The following is a 14303-nucleotide window of genomic DNA, read 5'->3' as shown; positions in this document are numbered from 1 at the left end:
AAATTGGGAAATCTACAAGAAGAATCTGATCTTAACAAAACTATTAAAATTAGTGCAAGAAGATTTGAAGAATCTCCTTACATTGAAAGAACAGATAGTCCTAAGATGGTTCGTGGAGTTTATGCAGGAAGATATTTTCCAATATCAATAGGAGAAGATGCGATTGAAAAATATTGGCTCCTAAGACAGAAAGCATTAATTTTTGATGTTCCAGAAAAACCAGTAGAGATATCAGGTAAGGATGCAATTCCTTTTTTAGAAAAAATATTAACAAGAAAAATTTCATCTATTAAAGAAGGTAGAGGTTATTACTCATTAGCCTGTACCCCGCAAGGTGGAATTTTTATGGATGGAGTTATTTTCAAATTTAGTGATAATAAATTTTGGTATGTACAAGCTGACGGTCCATTTGAAGATTGGTTATTAGCACACAGTGAAAATTTTGATGTGAAAATATCAGATCCAAAGTCAAGAGTTCTACAAATTCAAGGTCCTGCATCTATTGATATTATGAAAAAAGCATCAAAAGGAGGTATTGATGAAAGCATGCCTTATTTTAGATCAGGTTTTTTTAATCTTGGAGGGCAAGATCTATATGTTTCAAGAACTGGATTTACCAACGAACTAGGGTTTGAAATTTATTCTGATGGTTATAAAACAGATCACTTAGCTCTTTGGGATCATCTTATTGAATGTGGAAAACCTTATGGGATGGAGCTATCGTCCTCTCGTGCAATGACTATAAGAAGAATTGAAGGAGGAATATTTGGAAATTTAACTGATATAGATACATCAATGACACCCTTTGAAGCTGGTTTAGGTTTTTTTGTAAATATGGATAAAGGTGATTTTATTGGAAGAGAAGCGTTATCCAAAAAAAATAAAGGTACATGTTTATTTGGAGTTACTTGTGCAACTGATACTCCTACCTCAGGAAGTAAAGTTATGGAAGGTGATAATATTATAGGTCATATAACTGCGGGTGTCCCCTCACCTACGTTAAAACTTGGAATTGGATATGTAAGATTTTACGAACCTAAAGAATGGCCTGGTAAAAAGTTAAAGTTAAAATTACCTAATGGTAAAATTCATGACTGTAATGTAGTTAAATTACCATTTTTTGATCATGATAAAAAAATAGTTAAAGGCCTGGATAGATCTATTCCGAAGAGAACCTAAATTTAATAATAATTTAGTTATTGAAACAATTGACCACGCTTTTTATGCCTAAAATTACCAAATAATATAACATTATAACTTATTAATGGTTCAATTTTATAAGTTTACATAACTATAATTTTTGAACTAAAATATAACTTTAATTAATTAAATAGAGGAGAAATAATGAAATTATCTAAAACAATTTCAGCCTTGATATTATCTTTTGTTCTTTTAGTTGGAGGTTTAACTCAAGCTAATGCTAAAAGATTGACTGCAGCTGTCGCTGACTGGACAGGTGGAGAGATTACATGTCAAGTTGCTGTAAGTATGTTAGAGGAAGAGCTAGGATACAAAGTCAAAAGAGTTGTATTCCCATCTGGAACAGGTTTATGGGAAGCAATTGCTGCTGGAGAAATTGACTTTGCATGCGAAAGTTGGCCAAGTTATGCTGAGGCTGACACAGTAATGATGAAAGGACCACTTATTTATGATGGTCAAACAATGTTTAATTACGAAGGTGATGGAAGTGTAAAACTTTTAGGTACAACAGGAATAATTGGACTTTCTGATTACTACATCCCGAGATATGCAGCTGAAAGTCTGGGAATTAAAACTTGGAAAGATTTAAATAAACATAAAGATAAATTTGCAACAATCGAAACTGGTGGCAAAGGAAGACTAATTGGTTGTCCTGTAGCTGGTTGGAACTGTCATGACCAAAAAAGATTAGATCTTTTAGGAATTGATTTCCAAGCTGATGAGCTTGGAACAGAAGCTGCTGCGATTGCAGAAGCAGTTGCTGCTTATGAAAGAAAAGAACCATTCTTATTATATCTTTGGGAGCCACATTGGTTTTTTGGAGCATACGACATGGTAGGTGTTCAACTTCCTGCTCATAAAACTTGTGACTCTTTTACAGAGGCGAACAACTGGAAAGATTGTGGAACTGCAGCATGGCCTGCAACTGGTTGGGCTAAAGACTACACGTTCAACTACGGTAACCCTGCTACATTTGCAAAACCAGAACACGCTAAAGCTGCTGAGTTCTTCACTAAAATGAAGTTCGATAATGCAGATCAAGCTGTAATGTTAGTTGAAGTAAAACAAAAGAACAGAGATCTTAAAGAAGTAGTTAAAGAATGGAAAGACGCTAATCCAGGTAAATGGAAAAACTGGATACCAAAATAATTCTTTAATAATTATTAAAAGTTAAATTAAAGGGCTTTGATTAATTTCAAGGCCCTTTTTTTTATTCTTGATTATTTGGGTCTTGCTCGTTTGCTAGAGTTTCTTCTTCTTGCATTTCCTCTAAAGAAGCATCACCACTCTCTTCATTTGTATCGATAGGATCTGAAGTTGGTGCTTCAGTTGAATTTTGTAATTCTTCTAAATCATCTTTTGATACTTGAATTTTTTCTGGAATTTTTCTAGCTCTTTTAGAAGGTAATATTGGAACACCGCTTTTAGATATTTCGCCTTTATATAAATTTTCAAAATCATCACCTATGTCTTCATCTTCTTCTCCTGTATCATCAACTTGTTCTACATGTTTTCTTAATTTATATACTGCAGCTTCAGTTAAATCTGGAACTTTGATTGTTTCTTCGGCAATCTCTCTTAAGGCGATAACTGTATTCTTATCATTGTCTCTTTCTAAAGTAGGTTCTATCCCAGAATTTAGTTGAGTAGCTCTCTCTTTTGCTACTAGCACTAACTCATATGGACTTTCTACTTTATCTATACAATCTTCTACTGTAACTCTAGCCATGGCCGGTTATTTATACCTGGGTCTATAAAAAATCAAGCTATTTTTAGATATATTCAGGATTGAGTTTTTTTCTTACAAAAAAAAGCAAAACTATTGATGAAAATATATAGATTGAGGAAACAATTGCAATTTTCTCAATCGTAAAACCAAAATCAATTAATACACCAAATAATGCTGTTCCAAATGCTGTTGAAAAAACCATCAATGCTGTGGTTAAAGCCTTTATAGAGCCAATGTGTTTTACACCATATAACTCAGCCCATGTGGATGAGCCTAAAACGTTAGCTAATCCATTTGAAATACCAATTAAACCTAAAAATACAAATGCAGTAAATGGAATATCAAAAAAAATAATAACAAATGTTGAAAGTAGCAAAGGTATATTCATAAAAATTAATAATTTTCTGCTAGTAAACTTATCAATTAGGATACCTGATATTAATAATGTAATTACTGACAGTAATGAATAAACCATAAAAGATTGAGCAATAACGTATTCTCCCCATTCCTTGGAAGATGTAATAAATGATTGATAAACAAAAACACCAGTGGCAATCCATGGCATGGCAAGTAAGTTTGAACTTATAATATAAAATCTATAATCCTTAATAACCTCAATTCTTGCCCATTGTTTAATGTCTTTATTCTTAACTTCGTTATTTTCAGCATTTTCTCTTGAATCTAAATTTAGTTCTTTAATTAAAAAGTAAGATGCAATTGGAAGAAAAACTAAAACCAACAATGAAATAAATATCCAAATATTTTGCCAGTTATATAAGGTTAAAAGATATATTATTGTTACAGGTAAAATAAATTCAGCAACTGATAAACCAAACCATCCTATGCTTAAAGCTTTACCTCTAGATTTAGTAAAATATCTTGAGATTGTTGTTGATGCCGTATGTGACATCATCCCTTGACCTGAAAATCGCATTAAAAATATAGCAATGAATAAAAATGCAATTGATGAAATTTTTGAAAAGAAAAAACATGAAAACGATAGAAGAACTGTTACATAAATTGCAAATCTAAATACATTAATATCGTCAATTTTTTTTCCTACCCAAATGAATAAAAAACTACTTAATAATGTTGCGGTTGCATAAATTGATCCAAATTGTCCGTGGGAAATATTTAGATCATCTCTTACACTCGGATTAAATAAACCAATAAAAAAACTCTGTCCAAAACTTGAAAAAAATGTAAAAATAAATCCAAATATAATTACTTTTAAACTTAAGCTTTTAAACATAGAAAATTATGACGTGTAATGTTGCTTTTATTGGTCTGGGTGTCATGGGTTATCCGATGGCAGGTTATATATCAAAAGGTGGTTATAATGTAACTGTTTTTAATAGAACAAAATCAAAAGCAGAAAAATGGATTAAAGATTACAAGGGTAAAATAGCTGAAACACCAGCTGAAGCTGCAAAGGATGCGGAATTTATTTTTACCTGTGTTGGAAATGATAATGATTTAAGAGAAGTGACCTTTGGTGAGAACGGTGCTTTTAAAACTATAAAAGAAGGATCTGTTTATATTGATAACACAACTGCCTCTGCAACAATTGCAAGAGAAATTTATGATTATGCCAAAAAAAATAATTTTGGTGCATTAGATGCGCCTGTGTCAGGAGGTCAGGCTGGTGCAGAGAATGGTGCACTCACTGTTATGATTGGTGGTGATCAATCTGATTTTGAAAAAGCTGAAGACAAAATTGATTGTTACAGTAAAAAAATGAAGTTACTTGGAAAAGCTGGATCTGGTCAACTTGCTAAGATGGTTAATCAAATTTGTATAGCAGGTTTAGTTCAAGGATTGTCTGAAGGTATAAATTTTGGAATGAAAGCTGGTTTAAATATGGAAGATGTAATTGAAGTTATTTCAAAAGGAGCAGCTCAATCGTGGCAAATGGAGAATAGATATAAAACTATGATTGATGATAAATTTGACTTTGGTTTTGCTGTTGATTGGATGAGAAAAGATTTAAAAATTGCAATGGAAGAAGCTAAAAATAATGGTTCTTTATTACCTGTTACAGAGCTAGTAGATAAATATTATGGCGATGTTCAAGAAATGGGTGGAAATCGTTGGGATACTTCTAGCTTAATAAAAAGATTTAGAAAATAAAGTATGCAACCAGCATACTATGAAGACTTAGCAGAAATACAAAATAAGTACTGGTCTATGCTTGAAGATGCAGTAACCAATAGAGGTTCACCTTTTAGAATTCCAGTTTTTATGTGCTCACACAAAGACGATATTGAGGGAAGAATAGTTGTTTTAAGGAAGTCTGACAGAGAAAACAATTTATTGCAATTTCATACTGATTTAAGGTCTCCAAAAGTAAATATACTTAAAAACAATAATAAAGCTTCGTTACTTTTCTATGATAAAGAAGAAAAAATACAATTAAGAGTAAAAGTTGAATGTGAAATAAATAATCAAAATTCAGTGACAGAGGCATCTTGGAAAAAAACCCAACACATTAGTAGAAGATGTTATTTAACTGATAGTCCTCCTGGAACTGTATCCGAAAAACCTACTTCAGGAATGATTTCTAAGTTAGAAGATTTTGATTATACAATGGAACAAAGTGAAGATGGTTATAAAAATTTTACTGTTATCAAATGTTATATAAAATCAATAGAATGGCTATATCTTGCAGCAAAAGGTCATAGAAGAGCTAAATTTGATTTCAAAACAAATAAAAATTCTTGGTTAGTTCCTTAAAAAATCGATTTAGAATATCTCTTCCAATTATCCTGATATCTTTCTGCGTTTTTTGTAATTAATTTTGCTTCTTCTGATGAAACTTGTCTTACGACTTTTCCAGGTGATCCCATTACTAAAGAGTTGTCTGGAATTTCTTTATTTTCAGTTATCAACGCTTTGGATCCTATGATGCAGTTTTTTCCAATTTTTGCATTGTTAAGAACAACAGCACCAATCCCAATTAAACTATTATCATCTATTGTACATCCATGAAGCATAACTAAATGACCAATAGTTACATTTTTTCCAATTTTAAGTGGATAACCTGGGTCAGTATGTAGAACACTTCCGTCTTGAACATTAGATCCCTCTCCTATCAAGATATTTTCTATATCTCCTCTTAAAGTTGCATTGAACCATACACTGCTATTTTTTTCTAAAGTAACATCTCCAATAACCACTGCATTAGGTGCAACCCAATTTTCGCCAGAGTTTTTCGGTTTTTTATCTTCCAAATCGTAAAACATAATTTATATAATATTATATGTCTCTTACAAAAACTCCAATATGTGATTTTGGAAAAAAAGCTGACGACTTTCGTCTAAAATCAACTGAAAACAAAATTGTTTCTTTAAATGAAATAAAAGGTGAAAAAGGTGCTCTCATTATGTTTATTTGTAATCATTGTCCGTATGTAAAGGCAGTCATCAAAGATATTGCTGAAGATTGCAAAAAACTTGAAAATTTTGGAATTAAATCGGTTGCAATATGCTCCAATGATCAAATCAATTATCCAGAGGATTCATTTGAAAATATGATTATATTTAGAAAAAAGCATAATTTTAGTTTTCCATATTTAATCGATGATACGCAAAATGTTGCAAAAAAATATGAAGCTGTGTGTACTCCTGATTTTTTTGGTTATAACGAAAATTTAGAACTTCAATACAGAGGAAGAATAAGAGAATTAAAAGAACTCAAACCTGTAAGAAATGGAGAGAGTGATTTGTATATAGCAATGAAACAAATATCTGAAACAGGCAATGGTCCGAAAGATCAAATACCCAGCATGGGTTGTAATATTAAGTGGTTGAATAATTAATGCATTTAATAATAACGAGAACTTTTCCACCTGATGTTGGTGGAATGCAAAATTTAATGTGGGGTTTAGCTAGATCTTTATCTAAATTTTTTCTGATAAAAGTTTTTGCAGATCATACAAATGGTTTTGAAAAATTTGACAATTCAGTTTCTTTTTCAATTGAAAGAGTGAGTGGTGTTAAGTTATTTAGAAAATATAGAAAATCGTATTTAATAAATGAATATTTAAAACAAAATAATAATGTCCAATGTCTAATTGCAGATCATTGGAAGAGTTTGGAACTAATTCAAACCAATAAAAAAAAGATATGTTTAATACATTCTAAAGAAATTAATCATCCAAAAGACTCAAGATTAAATACAAAAGTATTAAAAGTATTAAATAATGTGGATCATGTAATAGCAAATTCTCATTTTACAAAAGATCTCGCTATCAATCTTGGTATTGAAGAACACAGAATTTTAGTAATTAATCCAGGTGTTGATCCTGTAAAGGAAATACCAAGTAAAGATTTAAAAAAAGCTGATGAAATATTTAAGGGTAAAAAACAAAGACTTATTACTGTTTCAAGATATGATAAACGAAAAAATCACGAAAAAGTAATAATGGCTATCAGAAATCTAAAAGAAGTTTATCCAGATATTGTCTACATATGTATAGGTTATGGTGATGAAGAAGAAAATTTAAAAAAACTTGTAATTGAGCTAAAATTGGAGGATCAAGTAAAATTTTTAAAAGATATTCCTAGTAATTTTAAAAATGCATTAATTTCAAAATCTAATGTATTTATAATGCCATCTATTATTTACAAAAAATCAGTTGAGGGATTTGGTATAGCCTATGTAGAAGCAGCTCAATATGGAATTCCTTCAATTGGAGGAAAAGATGGTGGTGCTTCAGATGCAATTATACATGAAAAAACTGGTTTAATATGTGATGGTAATAATTTGGATGATATTTATTCAAGTATAGATCAAATATTTAAAGAAAATAAATATTTTGAATATGGAAAAGCAGCTTATGAAAATTCTAAAAATTTTCATTGGGATAAGATTATTGAAAGCTATAAACGAATCTTATAAATTTAAAGTATGATAGATAAATTTAACGGAATATTTTACCTAGTTGTATTCGTTGTTCATTTTCTTGGTTACGCTTTTTACGCATATAAATGCATCTTTGCTACTCAATCTTTCTTAGATCAATACGCAATGGATAAAACTGGAGCTATCATGACAAGATTTTTTGGATCATTCTTTCTTGGATCAGTTTTAATGGCTATTTATATTATGTTTATAAGATCTGGAGGTGTTGAAAATACCTGGGGATTTTTTAATTTGATATTTGTACAAAATTTAATGGCATTCTTAATTGGTATTTATGCAATTAAGATAAGTAAATTAGGTCATACAGATAAAACTTCAATTGAAGGTGTAATTGCACCTGGAGTATTAACTATTTTAAGTGCTATTCTTTGTTATGGTTTAGCGGATAAGATTTACACTTAATTTTTTAGGCTAACAACTCCATCATTCTTTCAAATACCTTATCAGCAGATAATTTATTTAAATCATCAACCTGAATTGCTCTAAATTTCTCTCTTTCTATACTTACAAGTTTTGCAGATTTGTGAGGACCAAATAATGCAAGTCCTTTAACACCTAAGTGGGCAGATATATGAGCAGGGCCAGTATCATTAGCAATTACAAATTTACTATCTTTTATTAAAGATGCTAATTGAGAAATATTTAGAGATTTTCCATTATCCAAAATACATTCAGCGTTTATATTTGAAGCTTCTTTTATTTCTTCTGGTCCGGGTGCAACTATTATCTTGTATTCATCTTTAAATTCATTCTTAATTTTGTTTGAAAGTTCATTATAGTACGGCCACCTTTTTATGGTTAAGTGTGGTGAACAAAATGGGAAAAGTAAAATATATTTATTTAAATTGTATTCATTTTTCAGGTTTGCAATATCAGAACAGGCCCATGAAAAATCAGGGTAAAGAGTGTGCTTTGAAACTAAATTACAAGTTTTAATTTGATGATCAAATCGATCTAAAACCGAAAGCTTATCAAATTCTTGTTTTGTTTTTCCCTCTGGCAAAGTTGTTAAAGATGACGACCAAATATCTTTTTTTGAATTTTTAAAAAGGATATTTTTATAAAAGGATGTCCTGTTTGAGTTTTGCAAATCATATATTTTTAAAAAGTTATACTTTTTTAAATCTCTCATTAATGAATATAGGTAAAAAGGATTAAATCTTGATAATCGCTTATCTAAAATTGGCTCTTTAATATATGGATTTTTTCTAAATAGGTCTAAATAAGGTTTTGTTGTCAAAATAAATATATCATCATCTTTATGATTTTCAGAAATATCTTGAATTACACCACTTGCTTGAGCTATATCGCCTAAAGAGCCATGTTTAATAATTAATATATTGGACATATTTGTAACAACTTAACACAGTATAAAAAATTATGAATAAAATACTAGTTGAAGTCTCTGTTGGTGAACTTTTAGATAAAATTTCGATTTTAGAAATTAAAAAAGAAAAAATTAAAGATTCTGAAAAGCTTAAGTTTATAAATGATGAATATAATGTGCTGAAAGATCAATTTAACAAATATGTTAAATCTGATGAAAAGATTGACAAATTGTTTAAATCTCTAAAAGAAATTAATAGTAAACTCTGGGTAATAGAGGATGATAAAAGATTATGTGAAAAAAATTCAGATTTTGGTGAAGAATTTATTAAATTATCAAGAGATGTTCATTTTTTAAATGATGAAAGAGCAAAGATAAAATTAGAAATGAACAATCATACAGGCTCAAAAATTAAAGAAATTAAAGAATATACAAGTTACTAATCTTTTAGTGAGTGATAAGTCATCAATCAAATATATAATAACGTTATCTATTCCTATTTTTTTTGCAAATCTTGCAATTCCACTTGTTGGTATTGTTGATACAGCATTAATGGGAAATTCAGGTAACAAAAGTTTCTTAGCTGCAACAAGTGTAGCTACGAGTTTTTTTTCATTAATTTTTTGGAGTTTTGGTTTTTTAAGAATGGGAACAGTTGGGATTGTAAGTCAATCATATGGAAAAGAAGATTATAAAAGTATTTTAAATTTAATTTTTAGAAATTTATTTTTTGTAATTTTAATATCATTGTTCTTAATAATTTTTAAAGAACAGATTTTTAGTTTATGTTTATTTTTTTTTGATTTATCTAAAGAAACTGAAAGAAACTTTAAGGTTTATTTTAATATTAGAATTTATTCATCAATATTTGAATTAACTATTTATATTATAATTGGTTTATTTATAGGATTACAAAAAACCAAAATATCAAGTTTTGCAATTGGGAGTTTATCAATTTTAAATATTTTAATAAGTACAATATTGGTATTAGAATATGATTTAAATATTAAAGGTGTTGCGTATGGAACTCTATTAGCTACTTTTTTAACCTCCCTTATATTTTTAACTTACAGTTTTCATTTCTTAAAAAGATACACTGAAATTAATTTAAATATTAAAGAAATTTTAAATATTTCTAAAATTAAAATTTTAATTGAAATAAACTTAAATATATTTCTAAGAACAATTTTATTAACTTTTTCTTTCTTTTGGTTTACATACCTAAGTAGTAAAATTGGAGAAGAGTATATAGCTGCTAACACAATTTTAATTAACCTTATATTTCTCTCCGCATTTATCTTAGACTCATATGCTTTTTCAACAGAAGGTATAATTGGATTTTCAGTTGGTAAAAAAAATAAAAAGTTATTTTCAAATACAGTCAAAAACTCATTTATATTGAGCTCATTTACTGGAGCAGTAATTTCTTTTGTTTATTTTTTTGTAAATAACGCATTCATTAATTTTATGACTGATATAGAAAGTGTTAGAAATATTAGTTATCAATTTTCAATTTGGCTGATTTTATTACCTTTTATATCCTCGTTTTGTTATCAATTTGATGGGATCTTTATTGGTGCCTCACAAACTAAAGAGCTTAGAGATGCAATGTTTATTTCAGTGATATTGTATTTATTATCATCTTATTTTTTAGTCCAAAATTTTGGAAATCTGGGTTTGTGGATTTCTTTTACAATATTTTTATTTTTAAGAGCTCTTACTTTAGGATTTTATTTCAAACGTATATATTTAAAATTCTAAGTTTGAAAACCATATTTTTTTTCAAGAAACTTTATTAAATTATGAACGCAAAAGGTCATAAATAAATATATACCTCCAGCAACTATAAATACCTCGATTGGTTTAAAAGTTGTTGAAATAATATATTTTGCAACACCTGTAAGATCCATCAATGTTACTGTACTTGCAAGGGATGTTCCTTTAAGCATTAATATTATTTCATTTCCATAAGCTGGTAATGATTGTTTAATCGCTATAGGTATTTGTATTTTATAAAAAATTACTTTGTTTGGTATACCAAGACTTTTTCCAGCTTCTATTAATCCAGGTTTTATTGTTTGAAAAGCTGATCTTAATATTTCTGATGTGTATGCACCTGTATTTAGTGCAAAGGCAATTATTGCACACCAATATGGTTCTTTAAGTATCACCCATAAAAAAGTAGATCTTAAGTATTCGATTTGTCCAAGTCCAAAATAAATAATAAATATTTGAACCAATAATGGTGTACCTCTAAAAACGTATGAGTATCCATATGCAAATTTATTTATAATTGGATTTTTGTTCATCCTTAAAATTGCAAAAAGCAAACCAATAAACAATCCAAAAAATAAGGATAATGACAAAAGCTTCAGAGTAATTACAGTTGCACTTAATAACTTTGGAAAGCTACCAATCATCAATTCAAAATCCATTTAAAATCCCCTACTATATCTAACTTCAAGTTTATTAATTAATTTCATACTTAAATAAGTAAGTAATAAATATAAAACTGCAGCAAATGAATAAAAGAACAAAGGATCTCTAGTTGATCCAGCAGCGATATAAGATTGCCTCATAATTTCAACTAAACCTGTTACTGAAATTAAAGAGGTATCTTTTAATGTAATTTGCCAAACATTACTTAGATTTGGAATTGCAAGTCTTAACATTTGAGGAAGGATAATTTTATAAAACTGAATATGTTTTTTTATCCCCAAAACTTTTGAAGCTTCAAACTGTCCTTTATCTATTGATTGTATGGCTCCTCTAAATACTTCAGTTGAATATGCGCCTGAAATAATACCTATTGCAAATGAACCTGTAATAAATGCATTAATTTCAATATATTCGTAATAACCAAACATAGAAGCAACAAACATTATTGCTCCACTTCCACCGAAAAAGAAAAGATAAATTACCAATAATTCTGGAACACCTCTAATAACTGTAGTGTAAAAATTACCAATTAAATTTAATGATTTGTGTTTTGATAATTTTAAAGGGGTAAAAATAAGTGCAAAGAAAAATCCAATTAACATAGCTGTTATTGAAACAGCTAAAGTCATTAGGGTTGCATAAAATAACTCATCACCCCAACCAGTTTTGCCAAATGCGAGAAGTTCCATAGATTTTGGCGACTATAATATATAGTCGCCAAATCTGAAATATTTACATAGAAGCGTCGAAACCAAAGTGTTTAATAGCAAGTTTGCTAATAATTCCTTGTTTTCTTGCTTTATCAATCGCTTTGTTGAAATCTTTTAGAAGTTTAGCATCTCTTTTTCCGATAGCATCATCTCCGCCTTGTCTAATTCCAACACCTACTCCATTTCCAAATGCACCGCCTGAAAAAGTAGGTCCAACTAGAACAACAGGTTTGCCAGATTTATCAGCGTAATCAGTAAAAGCAACAGCAGCTGCTAATGCAGCATCACATCTTCCTGATGCTAGATCTAGATTGACTTCGTCTTGTGTTTTGTAAGTTCTTACATTTACAGTTCCTACATCACCTGAATCTAAAAAGTTTTGGTGAATTGTAGCTGTTTGTACACAAACTGTTTTACCAGCTAATGCACCTGTAATTGTTTTAAGAGCTTTTTTAACATCAGATCCACCTAAAGATAAATTTATACCTTCTGGCGTATCCATTCCTTCAAGATCAGATCCTTTCATTACTGCTAAAGAAGCAACTTCATCAGCATAACCTTGCGAAAAAGTAATTGTTTTTTGTCTTTCTGCAGTAATCGACATACCAGCCATGATCGCATCAAATTTTCTCATTAATAGAGCTGGAATCATTCCATCCCAATCCTGTTCAACGATCGTACATTCGGCTTTCATGATTTTGCATAATTCATTTGCAAGCTCAACTTCAAAACCAATAAGGTTTCCAGAAGCATCTTTAGAATTCCAAGGAGGGTAAGCTCCCTCTGTTCCAATTTTAATAGAGTCTGCATTTGAAGAGATAGTTAAGAAAAAGGAAATTAAAATTCCTAATCCTAATGTTTTAAATTTATTCATTTTTCCTCCAAAATAATAAAATTTATTATTTCACAATTATTGATATTTAAAAAGAAAAATTAATGATTTATTGATGACGAAAAGTTCCAAGCACAATCAAAACTTGGGATATAAACTCTTGAAAGTTGTGTATTTCCAAAATTCTCATTAAAAACATTTAACCAACTATCAACTTGTTTTGGTTTTTTATCTTGGCTTCCAACCTGCGCTGTAATAACTCCTTTAGGTTTTAATATTCTCACTAAAGATTCCATATTTTTTGCTGCAAGATCTATACAAAATTGATCATCATTTAAATCAACAAATATTTGATCGTAAGTATCATCTTTAACAGATTTTATACTTTCAAAAGCATCTCCCCATACACACTTTACTGAATTTTTTTCAGTAGCCTTTTCACCTATTTTACTTAAATGTTTATCGCATACATCAACTACCTCAGGATCTAATTCAAACCAATCTATAAAACCAAAGTTTTGTGAAATACATTCTCTTGCAACTCCACCATCTCCTCCACCAATAATTGCAGCTTTTTCTTTTTTAGAGTTCAATTTAAGGCCAGAGTTAACAAATGTTGAGCTGTAAAGATGCTCATCACTTTCAGCTACTTGTATTTCGTTATCAATAAAGAGTGCTTTTCCAAATTGTTCCAAATCAAGAATTTCAATATATTGACCAACTTTAGATTTAAAATTTTCTAAAACTTTATTAACTACATATGCTTTGTTTAAACCAGGTGAGCTATAGTTATCGTGATAAAGATCAATTGTATCTCTATTGAATTCTTTTTTAATTATATTCGTGTGTTGAATTTCTTCTTTAATGATTTTCAATGCAACAGAGGGTGAAACTTTTCCACAAGTAAAGAAATCAAAACTAATTATACCTTTTTCTGGAAAAGTGTGAAAACTTATATGGCTTTCGGCGAGAAGTGCTACAAGTGTAAAGCCTTGAGGTTCAAATTTATATTTTGAAATTTCTAAAACTGTTACTTTTGCAACCTTTGCTATTTTATAAACTAATTTTTCAAAAAAAGCAGGTTCGTACTCTTTATTTGTACCAATTATATCTAAAGTAATGTGTTCTCCTACTTTAGTCATA

Annotated in this window: 17 protein-coding genes; 9 read left to right on the top strand and 8 right to left on the bottom strand. The window is 29.4% G+C overall.

The window, feature by feature from the left end; translation table 11 throughout:
* Positions 1-3: 3 nt before the first annotated feature.
* Positions 4-1179: an aminomethyltransferase family protein gene (locus tag B8063_RS05975; RefSeq protein ID WP_085070432.1), complete on the top strand. Its 1176-nt coding sequence runs from the start codon at positions 4-6 to the stop codon at positions 1177-1179.
* A 165-nt stretch (positions 1180-1344) separates the two neighbouring features.
* Positions 1345-2349, top strand: coding sequence for a glycine betaine ABC transporter substrate-binding protein (locus B8063_RS05970; RefSeq protein WP_085070430.1), 1005 nt, complete (start codon positions 1345-1347; stop codon positions 2347-2349).
* Between the two features lie 61 nt (positions 2350-2410).
* On the opposite strand, the gene rpoZ is transcribed toward B8063_RS05970, so the two are convergent.
* Positions 2411-2929, bottom strand: a complete 519-nt coding sequence (gene rpoZ / locus B8063_RS07330; RefSeq protein ID WP_085070428.1) for a DNA-directed RNA polymerase subunit omega — start codon at positions 2927-2929, stop codon at positions 2411-2413.
* 43 nt (positions 2930-2972) lie between these two features.
* A complete protein-coding gene (locus tag B8063_RS05960; protein ID WP_085070424.1) occupies positions 2973-4181 on the bottom strand; it encodes an MFS transporter in 1209 nt (402 codons plus the stop codon).
* Positions 4182-4189: 8 nt separating this feature from the next.
* Between B8063_RS05960 and B8063_RS05955 the strand changes: the two genes are divergently transcribed.
* Both B8063_RS05955 and B8063_RS05950 read left to right on the top strand, forming a co-directional pair.
* Positions 4190-5059, top strand: coding sequence for an NAD(P)-dependent oxidoreductase (locus B8063_RS05955; protein ID WP_085070422.1), 870 nt, complete (start codon positions 4190-4192; stop codon positions 5057-5059).
* 3 nt (positions 5060-5062) lie between these two features.
* The gene (locus tag B8063_RS05950) at positions 5063-5662 is read left to right on the top strand and encodes a pyridoxamine 5'-phosphate oxidase family protein (protein ID WP_085070420.1); all 600 of its coding nucleotides are present in this window, start codon (positions 5063-5065) and stop codon (positions 5660-5662) included.
* Here the strand turns inward: B8063_RS05950 and B8063_RS05945 are convergent.
* Positions 5659-6171 (bottom strand): gamma carbonic anhydrase family protein, encoded by a 513-nt coding sequence (locus tag B8063_RS05945; RefSeq protein WP_085070418.1) that lies wholly within the window; start codon positions 6169-6171, stop codon positions 5659-5661. The two genes, B8063_RS05950 and B8063_RS05945, sit on opposite strands and share 4 nt — an antisense overlap.
* Positions 6172-6188: 17 nt before the next feature.
* Here B8063_RS05945 and B8063_RS05940 point away from each other — a divergent pair, with 17 nt between their 5' ends.
* The 3 genes from B8063_RS05940 to B8063_RS05930 are packed head-to-tail and all read left to right on the top strand — an operon-like array spanning position 6189 to position 8254.
* Entirely contained in the window at positions 6189-6746 is a 558-nt protein-coding gene (locus tag B8063_RS05940) for a thioredoxin family protein (protein ID WP_085070416.1), read from the top strand.
* Entirely contained in the window at positions 6746-7828 is a 1083-nt protein-coding gene (locus B8063_RS05935; protein ID WP_085070414.1) for a glycosyltransferase family 4 protein, read from the top strand. Before B8063_RS05940 ends, B8063_RS05935 begins: the two co-directional genes overlap by 1 nt.
* 9 nt (positions 7829-7837) lie before the next feature.
* Positions 7838-8254: a hypothetical protein gene (locus tag B8063_RS05930; RefSeq protein ID WP_085070412.1), complete on the top strand. Its 417-nt coding sequence runs from the start codon at positions 7838-7840 to the stop codon at positions 8252-8254.
* 4 nt (positions 8255-8258) lie between these two features.
* Here the strand turns inward: B8063_RS05930 and B8063_RS05925 are convergent, their stop codons facing one another.
* The gene (locus B8063_RS05925) at positions 8259-9200 is read right to left on the bottom strand and encodes a glycosyltransferase family 9 protein (RefSeq protein WP_085070409.1); all 942 of its coding nucleotides are present in this window, start codon (positions 9198-9200) and stop codon (positions 8259-8261) included.
* 32 nt (positions 9201-9232) lie between these two features.
* Here B8063_RS05925 and B8063_RS05920 point away from each other — a divergent pair, with 32 nt between their 5' ends.
* Both B8063_RS05920 and B8063_RS05915 read left to right on the top strand, forming a co-directional pair.
* Positions 9233-9622 (top strand): DUF6165 family protein, encoded by a 390-nt coding sequence (locus B8063_RS05920; RefSeq protein WP_085070407.1) that lies wholly within the window; start codon positions 9233-9235, stop codon positions 9620-9622.
* A gap of 7 nt (positions 9623-9629) precedes the next feature.
* Positions 9630-10940 (top strand): MATE family efflux transporter, encoded by a 1311-nt coding sequence (locus tag B8063_RS05915; protein ID WP_085070405.1) that lies wholly within the window; start codon positions 9630-9632, stop codon positions 10938-10940.
* Here B8063_RS05915 and B8063_RS05910 read toward each other — a convergent pair.
* Genes B8063_RS05910 through speD form a run of 4 tightly spaced genes read right to left on the bottom strand, consistent with a single transcriptional unit; the run spans position 10937 to position 14302 of the window.
* Positions 10937-11614, bottom strand: a complete 678-nt coding sequence (locus B8063_RS05910; RefSeq protein WP_075521931.1) for an ABC transporter permease — start codon at positions 11612-11614, stop codon at positions 10937-10939. The two genes, B8063_RS05915 and B8063_RS05910, sit on opposite strands and share 4 nt — an antisense overlap.
* The gene (locus B8063_RS05905) at positions 11615-12307 is read right to left on the bottom strand and encodes an ABC transporter permease (RefSeq protein ID WP_085070403.1); all 693 of its coding nucleotides are present in this window, start codon (positions 12305-12307) and stop codon (positions 11615-11617) included.
* A 43-nt stretch (positions 12308-12350) separates the two neighbouring features.
* Positions 12351-13202 (bottom strand): transporter substrate-binding domain-containing protein, encoded by an 852-nt coding sequence (locus tag B8063_RS05900; RefSeq protein WP_085070401.1) that lies wholly within the window; start codon positions 13200-13202, stop codon positions 12351-12353.
* Between the two features lie 59 nt (positions 13203-13261).
* Positions 13262-14302, bottom strand: coding sequence for an adenosylmethionine decarboxylase (speD, locus tag B8063_RS05895; RefSeq protein WP_085070399.1), 1041 nt, complete (start codon positions 14300-14302; stop codon positions 13262-13264).
* Position 14303 lies beyond the last annotated feature (1 nt).

This window comes from Candidatus Pelagibacter sp. RS40, from assembly GCF_002101295.1.
Lineage (GTDB): Bacteria > Pseudomonadota > Alphaproteobacteria > Pelagibacterales > Pelagibacteraceae > Pelagibacter.
This window is presented reverse-complemented; position numbering and strand designations above follow the sequence as displayed.

Excerpts from the sequence above, each read along its gene's own strand:
- B8063_RS05970 (WP_085070430.1), top strand. The coding sequence starts at position 1,345 with ATGAAATTATCTAAAACAATTTCAGCCTTGATATTATCTTTTGTTCTT.
- rpoZ (WP_085070428.1), bottom strand. The coding sequence starts at position 2,929 with ATGGCTAGAGTTACAGTAGAAGATTGTATAGATAAAGTAGAAAGTCCA.
- B8063_RS05960 (WP_085070424.1), bottom strand. The coding sequence starts at position 4,181 with ATGTTTAAAAGCTTAAGTTTAAAAGTAATTATATTTGGATTTATTTTT.
- B8063_RS05955 (WP_085070422.1), top strand. The coding sequence starts at position 4,190 with ATGACGTGTAATGTTGCTTTTATTGGTCTGGGTGTCATGGGTTATCCG.
- B8063_RS05950 (WP_085070420.1), top strand. The coding sequence starts at position 5,063 with ATGCAACCAGCATACTATGAAGACTTAGCAGAAATACAAAATAAGTAC.
- B8063_RS05945 (WP_085070418.1), bottom strand. The coding sequence starts at position 6,171 with ATGTTTTACGATTTGGAAGATAAAAAACCGAAAAACTCTGGCGAAAAT.
- B8063_RS05940 (WP_085070416.1), top strand. The coding sequence starts at position 6,189 with ATGTCTCTTACAAAAACTCCAATATGTGATTTTGGAAAAAAAGCTGAC.
- B8063_RS05935 (WP_085070414.1), top strand. The coding sequence starts at position 6,746 with ATGCATTTAATAATAACGAGAACTTTTCCACCTGATGTTGGTGGAATG.
- B8063_RS05930 (WP_085070412.1), top strand. The coding sequence starts at position 7,838 with ATGATAGATAAATTTAACGGAATATTTTACCTAGTTGTATTCGTTGTT.
- B8063_RS05925 (WP_085070409.1), bottom strand. The coding sequence starts at position 9,200 with ATGTCCAATATATTAATTATTAAACATGGCTCTTTAGGCGATATAGCT.
- B8063_RS05920 (WP_085070407.1), top strand. The coding sequence starts at position 9,233 with ATGAATAAAATACTAGTTGAAGTCTCTGTTGGTGAACTTTTAGATAAA.
- B8063_RS05910 (WP_075521931.1), bottom strand. The coding sequence starts at position 11,614 with ATGGATTTTGAATTGATGATTGGTAGCTTTCCAAAGTTATTAAGTGCA.
- B8063_RS05905 (WP_085070403.1), bottom strand. The coding sequence starts at position 12,307 with ATGGAACTTCTCGCATTTGGCAAAACTGGTTGGGGTGATGAGTTATTT.
- B8063_RS05900 (WP_085070401.1), bottom strand. The coding sequence starts at position 13,202 with ATGAATAAATTTAAAACATTAGGATTAGGAATTTTAATTTCCTTTTTC.
- speD (WP_085070399.1), bottom strand. The coding sequence starts at position 14,302 with ATGACTAAAGTAGGAGAACACATTACTTTAGATATAATTGGTACAAAT.